The organism is Streptomyces anulatus, assembly GCF_000721175.1.
GTDB lineage: Bacteria > Actinomycetota > Actinomycetes > Streptomycetales > Streptomycetaceae > Streptomyces > Streptomyces anulatus_C.
On sequence record NZ_JOEZ01000003.1, the window covers coordinates 341,680 to 357,957 of the forward strand.

The following is a 16,278-nucleotide window of genomic DNA, read 5'->3' on the forward strand; positions in this document are numbered from 1 at the left end:
GCCACGAGGCGGCGACACTTCGACGGCTCCCCAGGGACGGTCGGCTGGGGGCGCTGAACCCGGCAGGCCTGGAACGGATTCGCGCGCCCGGCGTTTTCAAATCATGGCGTCTCGAACACTACGGGCCACCTCCGTCCCTCTCGCTGGCCTGCGTCGAACACATGGGTAGGGTCGCAGTACCCGAGGTGGAGAGGTAGCCGCATGGACCACGAGATCGTGATCGCGCAGACGACCAGTAACGACGAGAAACTGGCGAAGACGCTCGCCAGAGGTGCTGTTGAGAGCAAGCTGGCAGCGGGTGTTCACATCGATGCACCCATCACCGCCTTCTACTGGTGGCAGGGGAAAGTCGAAGAGGCTCAGGAGTGGCGGATCTCCTACATGACGTCGTCGGATCGCCTCCCCGCGCTGGAGGCATGGCTTCACGAGAGGCACCCGTACGACGTCCCCCAGTGGGTCACGCTGCCTGTGACCGGAGGGGCGGAGGCGTACTTGTCCTGGGTCGTCGACGAGACGCGTCCGCTGTAGAGGTCACCACCACAGCGCCTCGCTCTCACCTAGCCTGTGCGCTTGGACGCTTGGACGCTTCACAGCGTCGCGAACGTCAGCAAGTGGCTGGCCAGATCATGCTCGGTGTCGGGAAGCCCGGAAGCGATGGCCTGCGCCCGCTGACGGCCCATGGTGTTGGGCTTCGACTCTGCCGCTGCGGCGAACTGGTGCGCGACGTAGGCCCCGCGATCTACGTCGCCGCCGCGCAGAAGGGCGGACGCCAGGTCACCCAGGACGACCACACCGGACTCGGGTAGTTCACCGCCGAGGCGCTCGACTGCGGAGTCGGCCGTGGCCGTCAGCTCCTGACGCTTGAGTTCGCCGTAGACCGAGAGGGTCAAGGAGTCCATCCGGTACGGCGTCACGAAGCGGACCCACGCCTGCTCGCTCGTGTGGTCGGCGAAGTCGTAGGCGAACTTGGCCTGGTCGAGAGCACGAAGGGCGCCAGCGTCATCGCCTGACTGAGCGGCCTCCTCCGCGTACCGGCCCAGGGCCCACGCTGCGGCGGTTGCATTGCCACGTCCGCGTACGTCTTGAGCTGCCTGCGAAAGCATCTCCAGCGCCTTCGCAGGGCTGGGGGCACCGTAGCTCGCGTAGCCCAGAGCGAGGGCGCGCAGCGGGGGGTGTCCAGCCTTCTTCGCGCACTCCGAGGTCACTCCGTAATAGGAAGTGGCCTTGTCGTGCTCGCCAAGGTCCCAGGCAACCCATCCGGCAAGAGCAGCGGTCTCCCCCGCCGCGATGGTCAGGGCTCGCTCGTGGGCTCCGGCGCGGGGAAGGGCCGCAGTGATCGCGTCCAAGTGCGCCTCGACCCGGGACTGCAGGCTGAGCGCGCTCTCGTTCAGCTCGTCCATGTGCAACCGGGCCGCATGATCAATAAGCACCCCCGCGGACTCAGGGTCGATCTTGTAACCCTTGCTGAGTGCGTAGGCCAGCCGGCCCCACGGCTCGGCAGCCGCAGCCGCACCGATGACTGCGCCTCCCAACAGCGTTCGGCGATTCACGTCGTCCAGGTCCTCCGCCTCGGCCTTGTTCTTCTCTCGCCGCCTGGCGCGGGCGACTTTCGCCTCGCGCAGCAGCGGCTCCAGCGGGACGCCACAGGCCAAAGCGATGTTCCCCAGGGTGTGGTCCGTCGGAACGTTGCCACCGTTCTCGTACCGGTTCACCTCTCGGCGGGTCATCGTTGCCCGGCCGGAAGCGGAGTTGATCGCACCGGCCTGCTCGTCCTGCGTCCGATTCGCGTTACGCCGCAGGTGACGGAGCAGCTCGGCAAATGGATCCACTGCCATGAGTCTGACCCCTATCCGTGGGAGAAAGCCAATACTCCCCTCAACTCCCCTCTGTTTTTCCCCCCTTGACAAAGATTTCCCCCCTCCGGTTTCCCCTGTTCTGGATCGCGCAGCCACGGTGCGATGTGCACATGACCACGCACCGGACAGCAACGCCACCTCGACCTGGAGGCGACGACGGTGGCGCCCACGACGTCGGCGCCGCGACCGCTCGGTGTCCGCTGACCTCTCAAGTCTTCGAGATGGCCATGGAGCCGAAGGATGTGCACGTCGCTAAAGCACGACGAACCACGGCCACCGTGCTGAAGCAGTGGTCGTTGCCGGAGGCGCCGGCAGAGGACGCTCGGCTCGTCGTCTCGGAGTTGGTATCCAACGCGATCATCCACGGTTCCGGGGATGTCCGACTGCGACTGCGGCACGACGACCACGAGCTTCGAATCCGAGTCACCGACGACAGCACCGCACCGGCCAAGCGACGACGTGCAAGTGCCGCTGGCCTCGGTGGTCGAGGGCTGCACCTCGTCGCCTGTCTGTCGCTTCGGTGGGGCGTCGCGGACGGCGGCCGAACGACGTACGCGGTCATCCCGACCCTCACGGAGGCACCCCCATGTCGTCGCACGACGCAGTCAAGCACGGATCCGACGTGTTGAGCCTCGTTGCCTTCGACCGGGGGCGTGAGAAGCACACGGGCGGTGGGTCGCCGATTGCTCGCAATGACCACCCGAGATGGCCCCGCACCGCCCGGGGGAAATGCCAGTCCCGAGCTGGCCAACTCCGAGGCCTCCGTCAGCACTTCTACCGACAGGTCGTCGAAACGCAGGACGATCAGCCGCTGCGCGTGCTGGCGTACAGCTTGGTACCGAGTCCGAGGGCCCGACCTGACGAGGGCTGGGGGACGCTACAGGCTGAGGCCGACCAGCTCGGTTACGCGATCGCCGCCCGGCTCCACGATGTGGCCGTCCCGGTGGCCACGACGTACTTCCCGGCATCCAGTGCGAGCCAGGGCGTCTACACGCCGCCTTGGGATCGACCTGGTTGGCGGGAAGCCGAGCGGCAGCTCCGAGAGGGCTTGGCCGACGGCGTGATCGTCCTCGACCGGCACAACATCAGCTCCGACGACGACGAGTACCACGCCGTGATCAAACACCTGGGCGAGCACTGCAGGGCGTTTCTCCACCTCGTGATCTCCGAGGAGCCCGTCGCGCCGACTTGAAGGCGTCCACTGCGCTGGATGGACAGGAAGGGCTGGGGCTGGCGGCAGATCGGCGCCCAGGTCGTCCTGATCGTCACCGTGAGCGTCGCACTCGCCTTCACCTTCAAATACACCTGACCGAGGGCTGACCATGAATTTCGAGGGACACACCGATCGTGCGCCGCGCCTCCTGCCGCACCGCGAGCAGGGCGAAGCGCTCCTCGCCATCCGGGAAGCCGCCCCGACGGCGCCCAGCGAAGAGGGCATCGATCTCTTCGCCGTGCCCGCCGGCGAGGTTCAGGGGCGCGGCTTCGACCTCTCGCGCTTTCACCGGCTCTCGCGCCTGCCGGCCGCGCCGAATGGATCGGTCTCGCCTTCGACTGACGGTCCGCCGGAAGCGGCCTGACTGGCCCTGGCCCAGTACCCCGAGTTGGAACTCGAACCGGGCTTGGCCCTCTGAGGCGCGACGACCCCTGACGAAAGGATGATCATGACCATTCCCGCTCACGAATCGCCACCGGCTCCGGCCGCACCCAACGACCACAGGTCGCGCGCTCTTCTTCTCGATCTCGACGGCGTCCTGCTCGACACGCGTCCGGTGATGCGGAAGGCGTGGCAGAGGGTCCAAGAGATCCATGGCGTCGCGCTCCCCTTCCGCGACTACGAGCGCCATCTGGGCCGCGAGTTCGGCGACATCATGCAGCGGCTGGGCGTGACCGACACCGAAGCGATCCGCCGGACGTACGAGGCGGAGTCCGTGGCCACCGCGCACCTCGCGGAGGAGTTCGCCGGCATCGTCGAGACGCTCCACGCCTTCGTGGCCGCCGACTGGCGGCTGGGCGTCGTGACGTCCAAGCACGTCGACCGGGCGGCCCCGCTCCTCGCGCGCCTCGGTTGTCCCTTCGCGACCATCCGCACGCCCGCCGGAGCGGGCCGGACGAAGCCGGCCCCGGACCCGCTCCTCCTGGCGCTGGTCGACCTGGGAGTCGACCCCGCCTCCGCCGTCTACGTGGGTGACATGGCGGTCGACCAGGAGTCGGCCGCACGCGCCGGCGTCCCCTATGTACACGCTGCATGGGGCTACGGGCAGCCGACGACTCCCGACCCCGAGACGGCCGCGTCGCCCAAGGAACTGCTGAGCCTCCTCCCCGCCAAGCAGCTCGTCGAGGGGAGCGCGGCGTGAGTCCCCGCACGACTGGCGGCCTCGGCCTGGTCCGCTCCTCCAACACCGGGAAGCCGACGTGGGCTCTCGTCGGAACCGGTGCCCTGGCGCACGCGCGAACCGACCACGTTGACACCACGGACCTGGAAGCGACGACCGTCGACAAGCAGTTACTGCGCTCCGGCGTCGAAGACGTCATGGCCGCCCTCGACCACTACAGCGCCACACTGGCCTCCACCCCGGGCGGAGCCGGCTGGCTCCACGTCCAGCACGTCCCCGTGCGACGCTTCGTCGCCGAGATCGTGCGCAAGCTCCTGGCCCTGAACGCCTGGGCACCGTTCGCCTCGACCCCAGGGCCCCTGACCCTGGCCCCGTACGAAGGACTCGTGGGACTGCGGTCGAGCAGCTCGCGTGAGTACCTGGCCTACACCGTGACGTGGTCCGGCGTCGCGTACGTGCTCGGTGCTGCGGCACCGCACAACCCGACCCGCTCCGCCCAGCTCCGCAACCGCGCCCGGACGAGTACGGCGAACACGGAGCCGAGCCCGCTCCCCTCGGATCTCGGACGGCAGGACGTTCTGGCGCTGTCGTGGACCTCCCGCCACGCGGCCACGCTGACCCCGGTTCTCGCCGAACTGGCGCGCGGCGGGCAGAGGAGTCTCCTGCTCGATCTCGCCACTGATGCCGCCGAGCGGTGCAGCGCGGGATCGGTCACGGGTATCGAGCTGCGCTCGGCCCCGAGCGACCTCTTCACCCTCTCCGGCACCGCCGAGGGCCTCCATCGTCCCGATGACGAGCACGTCGTCCAGGTGGAAGGCCACGGTGTCCAACTTGCCCGGCTCATGAGGCTTTTGTCGGTGCTCATGGAGACCAACGGGGGCTGCACCCAGCCGTCGTGGCGGACGGTGGTGCGGGCGGAGAGCTGGCTCGACGACATGTTGTCGAGCACCCGGCCGCACACCGTCCTGTTGAGCAACGACACCAGCCCCCTGGGCGTGCTGGCCGCGCACGCCGCCGAGCGGCACGGGGCGAACTCGGTTCACGTCCAGCACGGGGCGTGGACGGCAGGGTCGGTCGCCTGGCCGGCCCTGCACAGCCGCGACATCGTCGTCATGGGCGAGCGGGACCTCGCTCTGGGCCAGAGGTGGGCACGCCACCCCGAGGTCGAGGTGCACGTCCTCGGGCAGCCCCGCTTCGACGTCCTCGCCGGCCTGAGCCGCCAGGCACAGCGCCGATACCTGGAGAAGCTGCTCGCTTCGGGGGGCCGCCGCGCGCCCGCCCGGATCGCGGTGTGGGCCTGCCAGCCCTTCAATCCCGATCACCTCAACTCCCACGCGGACCTCCTCCTGGACGGGCTCGCCGAGGCGGACGGCGACTGGGGGCTCGTCATCGCTCCACACCCGGCGCAGGGAGCCGACGCCTTCAACGCTCTGGTGAAGCGGGCCGACGGGACGCCCGTCGCGGTGGCCGATCCCCGGGTCGGAGCACGAGGCTGCCTCGCCGGCGCTGACGCAGTAGCGAGCGCGTATTCGACGTGCGGGATCGAAGCCGCACTGCTCGGCATCCCGGTCCTCGAAATCGGCCCGACGGGCGAACGCACCCTGGGCCTGACCAGCCACGGACTGGCGACCCGGTGCGAGGCCACCGGTGACGTCGCCGAAGCGCTCTCCGGCGTGCGCGGGGACCCTACGCCGATCCCGCGGGCGGCCCTGGACGAGGTCTGCCGGTGGCGCGGCGACAGCGCCGCTCGGATCGCCCGGCTCATCACCGACCGCGCCACCTCCGGCCCGAGGGCCGACGACCCCACCCACCACCACCCGGGCGCCGCTGCGTCGCCCCAGGACGAAGGAGCATCCGTCCGATGACATCCCTCACGGCCGACAGCATCGCCGAGCTGTTCTCCGGCGCTGTCACGCTGGCCAAATCCGGCGAGAGGATCAGCCCCCGGGGCATTGCCACGCACGAAGTCCGCGACGTGCACCTGCTGCTCACCCAGCCGCGCGCCCGCCTGCTCTACGCCCCGCCCGCCCGGATCGTGAATCCGGCCTTCGCCGTCGCCGAGACGGTCTGGCACCTGTCCGGCTCCAACGCCCCGTGGATCTTCGACTACAACAACCGGCTGCGGCAGTTCGCCGACGACGGCGTCCTCCTGGGGGCGTACGGCCCCAGGATGCGGAACTGGGGCGGCAAGGTCGACCAACTCGCCCGCGTCGTGGAGATCCTCCAGGCCGACCCCGACTCCCGGCGAGCCCTGATCCAGCTCTACGACCCGGCCCAGGACGCCGCAGGGCACAAGGACGTGCCCTGCACCCTCGGGTTCCGGTTCCACCTGCGCGCCGGCCGCCTGCACATGGCGACCATGATGCGCGGCCAGGACGTATGGATCGGCATGCCGTACGACGTGTTCTTCTACACCGTGCTGCACGAGCTGGTCGCCGGGTGGCTCGACGCGGAACTCGGCGAGTTCCACCTGCACATCGGCTCGCTGCACATCTACGACGAGCACATCGAGCAGGCCGACGCGCTGACCTCGCTCTCGGCGAGCGAGGTCATGCCCGACCTGCGAACGTCCTGGACGGGATTCTCCGGCCTGCTCGACCAGGTCGAGGCCCGCGACGTGACCGGCCATCCCGGCTGGGACGCGATGTCCGAGACGCTGCGCAGTTACCGGCTGTGGAAGGACGGCAAGCGCGAGCAGGCGTGGCGGGCGGCCGACACGATCGACGGGCCCCTCGGCCAGGCCCTCACCAGCTGGTACGGAGAGCTGGAGCGGCGCTCGACCAAGCGCGCCGCGACGGCCGGGGCAAGGTGACCGCCGCCATGAAGCACACCCCCTCCGTGATCCTCGGCCTGTGCTCGTACACCCACGACTCCTCGGCCGCCCTTCTCGTGGACGGTGAACTCGTCGGCTTCGTCGAGGAGGAACGCCTCTCCGAGCAGAAGCACACCAAGCTCTACCCGGCCCGCGCCGTGGGATGGCTCCTCGACCAGGCCAAACTGAGCGCCAGCGACGTGGACGCCGTCGCCTACAACTTCCAGCCCGCCCGCTACCTCGCCGAGTTGCCCGTCGCGCTGCGCATGGCGCTCTCGCCGATCACGCGCGAACGCAGCCTGGCCCGCGCCCACGGGTTCGCCAAGGTCGCCCTGCGCACCCGGCGGCGGCTGCGCGTCCTCGGCAGCCAGTTCCCCTCGGCCCGCGTCACATCGGTCCTGCACCACCGAGCCCACCAGCTCACGGCCTACGCCGCCTCCGGCTGGGACGAAGCGGCCGTACTCGTCGTCGACAGCCTCGGCGAGCGGCAGACCACCACGATCGCCCACGGCCACGGCGTTCAGCACCCCCGCGTCCACACCCTGGGAGCGATCAACGACCCGGCCTCCCTCGGCTACGTGTACGGCGCCGTCACCGACCACCTGGGCTGGCGGCGGGGCGACGAGGAAGGCACCGTCATGGCGCTGGCCGCCCTCGGCGACCCAGCCCGCTTCCGGCACCTGTTCACCACGGCCGTCCGCACGACGGCCACGGGCTTTCGCATCCACCCCGGCTACTTCCCGACGCGCACCCTCACCTCGGGATACCCGAGAACATCTCGGCGGTTCGTCGCCGAGACCTGCCCCGAGCGGCACCCGAGCGAGCCGCTCACCGACGTCCACCGAGACCTGGCGGCTGCCCTCCAGGAGCGGACCGAGCAGGTGATGGTTCACCTTGCCCGCCGCGCCCGTGTGCTTACCGGCTCCCGGCGTCTGTGCGTAGGCGGCGGCGTCGCCACGAACTGCGTCAGCATCGGGAAGATCATCGAGGCTGACATCTTCGACGAGGTGTTCGTCCCGCCGGCACCGGGGGACGCCGGAACCGCGATCGGGGCAGCCCTCGCCGTGCACGTCGACGCGCGTACGCCTCGCCCGGTCGCCGGCATCGCCCGCCGCTGTTACCTCGGCCCCTCCTACGAGGACCAGTCCCTCGACCTGACTCCCTGGCCCGGCCTCCACCAGAAGACCCTTGGCATCGAGACCGCCGAGTTCCTCGCCGACCAGCTCGCACACGGCGTGATCGCCGGACTCTTCCAGGGAGGGGTCGAAGCCGGGCCGCGCGCTCTGGGCAACCGCTCGATCCTCGCCTCCCCGATGGAGCCCGGCGTCGTCGAGCGGCTGAACGCCACCGTGAAGTTCCGCGAGCCGTTCCGGCCCTTCGCCCCTATGGTCCCCGCCGAGCGCGCCGCCGAGTTCTTCACCCTCGGCCAGACGGCGCCGTACATGTCGATGGCCTCCGGGGTGACAGACCTGACGCGCGAGCGGGTGCCGGCCATCGTGCACGCCAACGGCACCTCCCGCCTGCAGACCGTCACCCGGTCGCAGAACCCGTTCATGCACGCGGTGCTGACCGCCTTCGGCCGCCGGACCGGCGTACCCGTGCTGATCAACACCTCCCTCAACGTCAAGAGCAAGCCGATCTGCGGGACACCCGAAATGGCCCTGGACTGCCTGGCCAACTCCGGCCTCGACGCCCTGCTCCTCGAAGGGCGGTGGATCACCAAATGAAGATCGGATACAGCTTCTGGGGCTTCCTCGGCAACGGCGTCACCGACACCCCCGACGGAGGCCGCAGCCACCGCCGCCCCTTCATCGACGCCCTCCTTGCCCGCGGTCACGAGATCGTCTTCCTCCAGCCCGACCGCGACCGCCTCGAAGCCGACGACGACCTCGGCGGCGCGTACACCTTCGACGACGGCCTGCCCGGCATCGACGCCCTGTTCCTGGAGTGGCGCTGGGCCATTCCCGGCCGCAACACCACCGTGTGCGGCAGCGAGGGGCACACCTGCGACCTTCACCGGCAGGCCCAGCTCATCAACCACTACACGGCCCGGTGCCAGACGCCCACCGTCATCTGGGACAAGGACCGCACCTTGCGCGCCGAGAGCGTGTGGCGCCGCACGGCCCACACCCGCGTCTGCGAGGCCGCGCTCGCCCCAACCCTCGGCGCGCACTCGCTGCTCTTCCCCGTCGCCGAGGAACTCCTCGCCCAGGTCGATCCCCTCACCCTCGCGGCGCGGCCTCGGGATCTCGCGCTCGGCTACGTGGGCAACCAGTACGACCGCGACGAGCCCTTCGACCGCTTCTTCGCCCCGGCCGCCGCCCGCGTCGAGCACCTGGTCGCCGGGAAGTGGACGAAGACCGGCCGCTGGCCGCACGTCCGCTTCGCGGGCCGGATCCCGTTCGAGGACGCCGCCGGCGTCTACGGCCGGTCCCTGGCCACGGTGCTCATGCTGCCCGAGCGATACGCCGCCGTCGGGCAGATGACCCAGCGCATCTTCGAGTCCGTGCTCGCCGGCTGCCTGCCGCTGGCCCCGGCAGACATCCGCTTCGCCAACCGGTTCGTCCCGAAGGAGCTGGTCGTGCGCTCCGGCAGTGACGTTCTCGAACGCCTCTCCTACCTGCGCGAGATCGCCGGCACCGAGCAGCACGCCGCCCTGATCGCCGGGTGTGTGGATCGCCTGCGCCTGTTCGGCCTGTGCAGGCAGGTCAACACGCTGGAGTCCGTTCTGCGCGGCCTCCTCCAGACCGCCGCGACCGAGCGGGGAGCTGCCTGATGCAGACCGCTCGATCGACCACGGCCCACGGATCCTCCGGGCGCGTCCCGGAGGATGGGTCCGCCGGACACCCGAACCTCTCTACGCTGGAGCACCATGAAGAAGGTCGCCATCGTCGGCTGCGGAGGCAGCGGCAAATCCCACGTGGCCCGCGAACTGGGCAGGATCCTCGACGCCCCGGTGACGCACCTGGACGCCGCGTTCTACGACGACGAGTGGAACGCGCTGCCCATGGACAAGTTCACCGACGTCCAGCGCGAGCTGGTCGCGCAGCCGCGGTGGGTGATCGACGGCAACTACAACTCGACGCTGCAGGTGCGGCTCGAAGCCTGCGACACTGTGGTCCTGATGGACGTGTCGACCGTGGCGGCGCTGTACGGGATCTTCTCCCGGCAGATCCGGCACGGGGCCGGGCACAAGGGCAACGGGGTGCACAACCGCATCCACTGGGGCGTGATCAAGTACGTCGCCACGTACCGGCGCAAGATGCGGCCCCGCGTGATGGCGAAGATCGAGGAGTTCGGCTCCGGCGCCGATGTGGTGCTGCTGGCCAACCGGCGTCAGACGCGCCGCTGGCTGCGGAAGGTCGCCGCCGAGCAGCCCTGACCGGTCCGCGCCCCCTGTCAGGGGGTGCGGCATGAGCGAGCCCAACCCGTTCCTGGACCCCGCCCGGCAGCCGGAGCTGTACGGACACGCCTCGCGGCTGGCCGGGCGGACCAGCGCCCTGATGCGTGCCAAGACCGCCGGCCGCCCCGTGCCCGAGACCATCGTCAGCCTGGTGCAGAGCCATCACGCCCGGCCGGATCGGCTCGGCACCGTGCTCGACATCGGATGCGGGCGCGGCACGAGCAGCCTCGTCATCGCCGAGCAGCTCCGGCCGCAGCGCGTCGTCGGCCTGGACGCCGCCCCTTCCCTGCTCGCCCAGGCCCGCGAGCGCGCCAAGGACCTGCCCGACAGCACGGTGGAGTTCATCGAAGGCGACTTCCACGACCTCCCTCTGCCCGAAGGGTCGAGCGACATCGTCGTCGCGGCGTTCTGCCTCTACCACTCGCCGCACCCCGAAGACGTCGTCGGGGAGATTGCCAGGGTCCTCGCCCCCGGGGGTCTGGCCGTGCTCGTCACCAAGGGCCTCGACAGCTACCGGGAGATGGACCAGCTGGTCGCCTCCGCCAGCCTCGACCTGCGGGCAGACCAGCACCAGAGCCTCTACACCGCAGCCCACAGCGGCAATCTCGCCGAGGTGGCCGCCTCCTCGCTCGACGTGGTCGCAGTCCTGGACGAGGAACACGTCTTCACCTTCGACGGCCACGACCACGCGGCACAGTACCTGGCCACCAACCCCAAGTACGACCTGGCGCCGGGCCTGTACGGCAACCCCGGGGCCTTGGCCGCGGCCCTGCACGAGTTCCTTCCCGACCAGCCGCTGAGCACCCGGTCCCGGATCACCTTCGTCGTCGCCCAGCCGAAGGAAGGAGGAGAGCCGGCATGAGCCCCGCCCCATTCACCAAGCACTACGCGGAACCCGAGCGCGCGGCGGGGGCGGTGCGCCACTACCGGTGGCTCACCGCGCACGCCAAGCCGCTGCGGCAGCCGGCCCTCCACACCGCCGGACCGCAGTCCCTGACGTTCGAACGGATCGAGGGCCGCCCCGTACGCCCCGAGGACCTCCCGCGCGTGGCGGAACTGCTCGGCCACGCCCACGGTGCCGCCTGGGTCAGCGACCTGCACTCCGCATCGCTGGACACCCCGCACCACTTCCAGGACGGCACGCAGATCGACGACTACCTCGGTCCCCGGAGGGTCGCTCTGCGGCGACGCCACGAGCAGGGCTACCTGCCGAACAAGACGGCACTGCACGCGATGCTCGGCCTGCTGCAAGCGACCGCCGAGGGACCTTGCGCCTTCTACAAGGACAGCAACCCGCGGAACTTCATCATCACCACGCAGGACATCGTCGCCGTCGACACCGACGACCTGTCCCTCGCCCCGCTGGGCTACGACCTCGCCAAGCTCGTCGCGACGCTCCACCTGACCTACGGGCCGCTCACGGACCAAGCCGTCACCACCGCCCTGCTCGCGTACAACGCGGCAGCCCGACGCCACGACGCCCGGCTGGGCACGACGGACCGGGGCCAGCTCGACAGCTTCCTGGGCCTGCACGCCGTGCTCACCGCCCCGTACGTCGGCCGCAACGGCTACCACTACAGCCTGCCCCTCCGTTTCAGCCACCGAGGAGCCTCATGATCACCACCGAACTCGTCTTCGTCCGGCACGGCCAGGCCCAGTGCAACGCCGACGGCCTCGTCGGGGGCCCGCGCACCTGCACCGGCCTGACCAACCTCGGGTACGCCCAAGCCGAACAGGCCGCACGCCGCCTGGCCACCGAGCACCTGAAGAAGCCCTTCGACGTCATCTACACCGGCCCGCGGATCCGCCTCGTCCAGACCGGCGAGATCATCGCCCAGACGCTCCAGATCCCCGTGCACCACGACGACCGTCTCGACGGCCCGGTCCACGGCGACGCCGACGGTCGGCCCTGGGACGCGGTGAAGACGGCCGCCGACGGCGGGCCGCACGCTCACCCCGACACGCCCTGGGCCAACGGCTCCGACACCTGGAACGGGTTCCTGGAGCGCGCCGGCAGGAACCTGAGCCAGCTCATCGAGGAGAACCACGGCAAGCGCGTCGTCTTCGCCGCCCACGGGGAGACGGTGATCACCGCCCACACCCTGATGCTCGACATCCCGATCGGCTCGCCGTCCGGGTTCACCCATAACCACGCCTCCATCACCCGCTGGCAGCACCACCGCAACCGCCTGGGCCAGACCCGCTGGATGCTCGACCGGCACAACGACACCGAGCACCTCAGTCTCCTCACGCCGGAGCCGACCCCGTGATCGCGACCTCGGACGACCCCCGGATACGACTGGCGCACCACCTCCTCGGCGCAGTCGACATCGCAGCGGATCCCGCTCTCCCGCCCCGCGTCGTACGCCTGGTGGCCGGGGACGGGCGTCACTTCATCGCGAAGCAGCACGCGGAGCGAGACCGGTACGCCGGAGAACTCCACGCCTACGGGGCGTGGGTCACCCATCTGACCGGCCACGTGCCGGAGTTGGCCGGCCGGGATGACGCCACCCGCACCCTGCTGCTCACCGCACTCGCAGGCGACCGCGCGGACACTGTCGCTCCGGGCTCGCCCGAGGAGGAACTGGCCCACCACGAGGCCGGGCACGTGCTCGGCAAGCTGCACCGCGCCACGGCCATGCCCCAAGACGGTGCCGTCGGCGCCGCACTCGCCGAGCGGTTCCAGCGGTGGATCGACCGGGCCGTCCACGCCGACCTGCTCGACGCGGTCGAGGAGAACCTACTGAAGCACCACGCGGCGATCCTGGGCAGCAGCCACATGGAGAGCGCGATCTGCCACCTCGACTACCAGCCGCGCAACTGGCTGCTCGGCGACACCTTCGGCATCTACGACTTCGAGCACATGCGACGCGACGCCCGGGTCCGCGACTTCGCCCGGCTCGAATTCCGACGCTGGCAGGCCGCACCCCACCTCCGCACCGCCTTCTTCGACGGCTACGGGCGCCCGCCGAACGACACCGAACGACGCCTCCTGGAGTCCTTCGGCGCCATCGAGGCGGCCACAGCCCTGGCCAAGGGCCACCAAGAGAACGACGCCGCCCTCAGCGCGCACGGCAGAACCGTCCTGTCCCGGCTCACCTGACCTACCCCTTCGACGACACCTCTCTGGAGATCCCCGTGCCACAGCACGAGCAGCCCCCGACCAACGCTGCCCCCCGACGGGCCGTGGTGACCGGCTCCGCCGGATTCATCGGCTCCCACCTCGCCCACGCCCTCGTCCAGGCCGGCACCACCGTGATCGGCGTGGACCGCCGAGACCCGTCCACCGACCCGACGGCCGCCGCCAACCTCGCCGCGCTGCGAGGACGCCCGGGATACCACCACGTCACGGCCGACCTCCTCCACTGCGCGATCGACCCGCTCCTGATCGACGCCGACGCGGTCTTCCACCTCGCCGGCATCCCCGGTGTACGGCCCTCCTGGGGGCCGCAGTTCGGCGACTACCTCGCGTCCAACGTGCTGGCCACCCACCGCGTCCTCGAAGCCTCCACCCGGATCGGCGTCCCCCGACTGGTCGTCGCCTCCTCCTCCAGCGTCTACGGTCCGACCGACGGCGACGCGAGCCTCGAGACCGACCGCCCCAACCCCGCCTCCCCGTACGCCGTGACCAAGCTGGCCGAGGAGCAGCTCTGCCTCGCCTACGCCGAGCGCCCCGGCGGCCCCAGCGTCGTCGCCCTGCGGTACTTCACCGTCTACGGCCCCCGGCAGCGCGCCGACATGTTCACCCACCGCGCCCTGTACGCCGCCCTGATCGGACAACCCCTGCGCCTGTACGGAGACGGCCGCCAGCGCCGCGACTTCACCTACATCGACGACGTGGTCACCGCCACGATCGCCGCCGGCGTCGTCCCGAACGCGTACGGCACCATCAACGTCGGCGGCGGCTCGAACGCCTCGCTGCTGGACGTGATCAACATCGCCAACAGCCTCACCGGCCGCGAGATCCAGCTCCACCAGGACCACGTGCGCAACGGGGACGTCCTCCTCACGCGTGCCGACCCCAGCCGTGCGGGAGAGGTCCTCGGCTGGCAGCCGCGCGTCGACCTCCACGGCGGACTGCGCGCTCACATGCAGGCTCTGGCCGCCACGGTGCCGGACTACAGCCGGGCCGCGTAGCCCTACGCCTCGGAACCCGAGAGGAGTGCTCATGGAAACCCCCGAGCGAGCACGGCTGGACGCCTTCTTCCGGAGGATCACCGCGCAGTTTCCCGCCGGGCAGGCGATCACGACGCTGGTCATCACCCACCTGCTCCCGGAACGGCCCGCGTTCCTGCACGCCATGACCGCGGTGTCCACGATCGGCGCCGTCCTCCCCAAGCCCCGATCGATTCACCAGCCGACCCTCGACACCGTCCGCCGCACCCTGCCGGTCCACGACCTGAGCCGGGAGCGGTTCACCGACGAGACCCAGGCCCTGCACTACCTGGAGGACACGGCCGGCGGCCAGGACGTCGTCCTGGTCGACATCGGCGGGTACTTCGCGGCCAGCCTCGACACCCTCGTGAACAAGTTCTCCGGCCGCATCCTCGGCGTCGTCGAGGACACCGAGAACGGACACCAGCGGTACGCCGCTCTCGGCTCGCTGCCGTGCCCGGTCGTGTCCGTGGCCCGCTCACCGCTCAAGGACTGCGAGGACCACCTCGTCGGCCGGTCCATCGTGTTCTCCACCGACGCCCTCGTCCGCGCCCGCGGGGATATCCTCACGAGCCGCAGCGCCTGTGTCATCGGCTTCGGCAAGATCGGCCGCTCGATTGCGCAGGCCCTGCGCGCCCAGGACCTGCGTGTCACCGTGTACGACAACGACGCGGTCAAGCGGGTACAGGCGCACGCCCTCGGCTTCCGTACCAGCTCGTCCACCACCGAGGCCGTCCACGACGCGGAACTCGTCCTCTGCGCCACTGGCAATCTCGCCCTCCGGCACGAGGATTTCGCCGCCCTGCGCAACGGCGCGTACCTCGGATCGGTGACCTCTTCCGAGGACGAACTCGAACTCAGCAGCCTTGATGACCTCTACGAACGCCAGCCCGTGGGACCGCAGTTGACTCGATACGAGGTCACTGGCCACTACTTCTACGTCCTCGCCGACGGGGGTGCCGTCAACTTCGTGCACGGCGCCGCCGTCGGCACCTACATCCACCTCGTCCAGGCCGAGATACTCGCCGCCACCGCCGCACTCAGCCACGCGCGACTCCAGCCCGGACTGCACGAGATGCCGGCGGCCGACCGCGACACCATCGCCAGAACCTGGCTCCGCCACTTCGAAAGGTGACCTCGTTGCCTCCCTCCACCGAACACATCCGCACCGTCACGGAGGCGTACCTCGCCCGCCACCCGGACGAGCGCGCCTCCCTGGCGATGCTGTTCGCCGTGCTCGCTGGCGCGGATGATCCCACCAGCCGCAAGACGTTCCCCGCCCACGTGACCTGCAGCGCCATCCTCATCAACGATGAACGGCACGTGCTCCACATCCTGCACAAGGCGTCCGGGAAACTGCTGGCGCCCGGCGGGCACAACAACCCGTCCGACCAGCTCCTGCGCGACGCAGCACTGCGCGAGCTGCACGAGGAGGCCGGCATCCCGCCCAGCGCCGTCGTCCCCCTCGCCGGCCACGAGGACATCCCCCTCGACATCGACGTGCACGCGATCGACGCGAACCCGTCGAAGAACGAGCCGGCCCACCACCACGTGGACTTCCGCTGGGCCTTCCACCTCGGGGCCGATCACGTGGTGACGCTGCAGGAGGAGGAGGTCGACGGCTACCTGTGGCGGCCGTTCGCGACCACCGCCTCACCCACCGTCCGCGCCAAGCTCGCCCAGCTCACCTGAAGCCCCCCGAATCCGAAAACCAGGAGG

General features: G+C 70.1%; 18 protein-coding genes. 17 read left to right on the plus strand and 1 reads right to left on the minus strand.

Features of this window, described 5'->3' with window-relative positions; genetic code table 11:
* Nucleotides 1-201: 201 nt before the first annotated feature.
* On the plus strand, nt 202-528 hold the full coding sequence (gene cutA / locus IG90_RS0104555) for a divalent-cation tolerance protein CutA (protein WP_030577877.1): 327 nt from the start codon (nt 202-204) through the stop codon (nt 526-528).
* A gap of 59 nt (nt 529-587) precedes the next feature.
* Here cutA and IG90_RS0104560 read toward each other — a convergent pair whose 3' ends face one another.
* A complete protein-coding gene (locus IG90_RS0104560) occupies nt 588-1,835 on the minus strand; it encodes a helix-turn-helix domain-containing protein (protein ID WP_030577880.1) in 1,248 nt (415 codons plus the stop codon).
* 248 nt (nt 1,836-2,083) lie between these two features.
* Here IG90_RS0104560 and IG90_RS41455 point away from each other — a divergent pair, with 248 nt between their 5' ends.
* From IG90_RS41455 to IG90_RS0104640, 16 genes are all read left to right on the plus strand, one after another.
* Nucleotides 2,084-2,485: an ATP-binding protein gene (locus IG90_RS41455; protein ID WP_233435905.1), complete on the plus strand. Its 402-nt coding sequence runs from the start codon at nt 2,084-2,086 to the stop codon at nt 2,483-2,485.
* Complete coding sequence (locus tag IG90_RS0104565; protein WP_030577882.1) at nt 2,443-3,048, plus strand: hypothetical protein; 606 nt, start codon at nt 2,443-2,445, stop codon at nt 3,046-3,048. Before IG90_RS41455 ends, IG90_RS0104565 begins: the two co-directional genes overlap by 43 nt.
* A gap of 130 nt (nt 3,049-3,178) precedes the next feature.
* On the plus strand, nt 3,179-3,433 hold the full coding sequence (locus tag IG90_RS0104575) for a hypothetical protein (RefSeq protein ID WP_030577884.1): 255 nt from the start codon (nt 3,179-3,181) through the stop codon (nt 3,431-3,433).
* A gap of 84 nt (nt 3,434-3,517) precedes the next feature.
* Complete coding sequence (locus IG90_RS0104580; RefSeq protein WP_233435894.1) at nt 3,518-4,210, plus strand: HAD family hydrolase; 693 nt, start codon at nt 3,518-3,520, stop codon at nt 4,208-4,210.
* Nucleotides 4,207-6,054, plus strand: coding sequence for a hypothetical protein (locus IG90_RS0104585; RefSeq protein ID WP_030577889.1), 1,848 nt, complete (start codon nt 4,207-4,209; stop codon nt 6,052-6,054). Before IG90_RS0104580 ends, IG90_RS0104585 begins: the two co-directional genes overlap by 4 nt.
* Complete coding sequence (locus tag IG90_RS0104590) at nt 6,051-7,001, plus strand: thymidylate synthase (RefSeq protein ID WP_030577892.1); 951 nt, start codon at nt 6,051-6,053, stop codon at nt 6,999-7,001. The genes IG90_RS0104585 and IG90_RS0104590 overlap by 4 nt, the downstream gene beginning before the upstream one ends.
* Nucleotides 7,002-7,009: 8 nt before the next feature.
* Entirely contained in the window at nt 7,010-8,728 is a 1,719-nt protein-coding gene (locus IG90_RS0104595; RefSeq protein WP_030577895.1) for a carbamoyltransferase family protein, read from the plus strand.
* Nucleotides 8,725-9,777, plus strand: a complete 1,053-nt coding sequence (locus IG90_RS0104600) for a glycosyltransferase family protein (protein ID WP_030577898.1) — start codon at nt 8,725-8,727, stop codon at nt 9,775-9,777. The genes IG90_RS0104595 and IG90_RS0104600 overlap by 4 nt, the downstream gene beginning before the upstream one ends.
* 96 nt (nt 9,778-9,873) lie before the next feature.
* Complete coding sequence (locus IG90_RS0104605; RefSeq protein WP_030577901.1) at nt 9,874-10,383, plus strand: P-loop NTPase family protein; 510 nt, start codon at nt 9,874-9,876, stop codon at nt 10,381-10,383.
* Between the two features lie 31 nt (nt 10,384-10,414).
* Nucleotides 10,415-11,266: a class I SAM-dependent methyltransferase gene (locus IG90_RS0104610; RefSeq protein WP_030577910.1), complete on the plus strand. Its 852-nt coding sequence runs from the start codon at nt 10,415-10,417 to the stop codon at nt 11,264-11,266.
* Nucleotides 11,263-12,021 (plus strand): phosphotransferase, encoded by a 759-nt coding sequence (locus tag IG90_RS0104615; protein WP_030577913.1) that lies wholly within the window; start codon nt 11,263-11,265, stop codon nt 12,019-12,021. Before IG90_RS0104610 ends, IG90_RS0104615 begins: the two co-directional genes overlap by 4 nt.
* Complete coding sequence (locus IG90_RS0104620) at nt 12,018-12,674, plus strand: histidine phosphatase family protein (protein ID WP_030577916.1); 657 nt, start codon at nt 12,018-12,020, stop codon at nt 12,672-12,674. The genes IG90_RS0104615 and IG90_RS0104620 overlap by 4 nt, the downstream gene beginning before the upstream one ends.
* On the plus strand, nt 12,671-13,507 hold the full coding sequence (locus IG90_RS0104625) for an aminoglycoside phosphotransferase/kinase family protein (RefSeq protein ID WP_030577919.1): 837 nt from the start codon (nt 12,671-12,673) through the stop codon (nt 13,505-13,507). Before IG90_RS0104620 ends, IG90_RS0104625 begins: the two co-directional genes overlap by 4 nt.
* A 35-nt stretch (nt 13,508-13,542) precedes the next feature.
* Complete coding sequence (locus tag IG90_RS0104630) at nt 13,543-14,541, plus strand: NAD-dependent epimerase/dehydratase family protein (RefSeq protein ID WP_233435895.1); 999 nt, start codon at nt 13,543-13,545, stop codon at nt 14,539-14,541.
* Between the two features lie 31 nt (nt 14,542-14,572).
* A complete protein-coding gene (locus IG90_RS0104635; RefSeq protein ID WP_030577926.1) occupies nt 14,573-15,694 on the plus strand; it encodes an adenosylhomocysteinase in 1,122 nt (373 codons plus the stop codon).
* Nucleotides 15,691-16,251: an NUDIX hydrolase gene (locus IG90_RS0104640; RefSeq protein WP_030577929.1), complete on the plus strand. Its 561-nt coding sequence runs from the start codon at nt 15,691-15,693 to the stop codon at nt 16,249-16,251. Before IG90_RS0104635 ends, IG90_RS0104640 begins: the two co-directional genes overlap by 4 nt.
* The last annotated feature ends 27 nt before the right edge of the window (nt 16,252-16,278 follow it).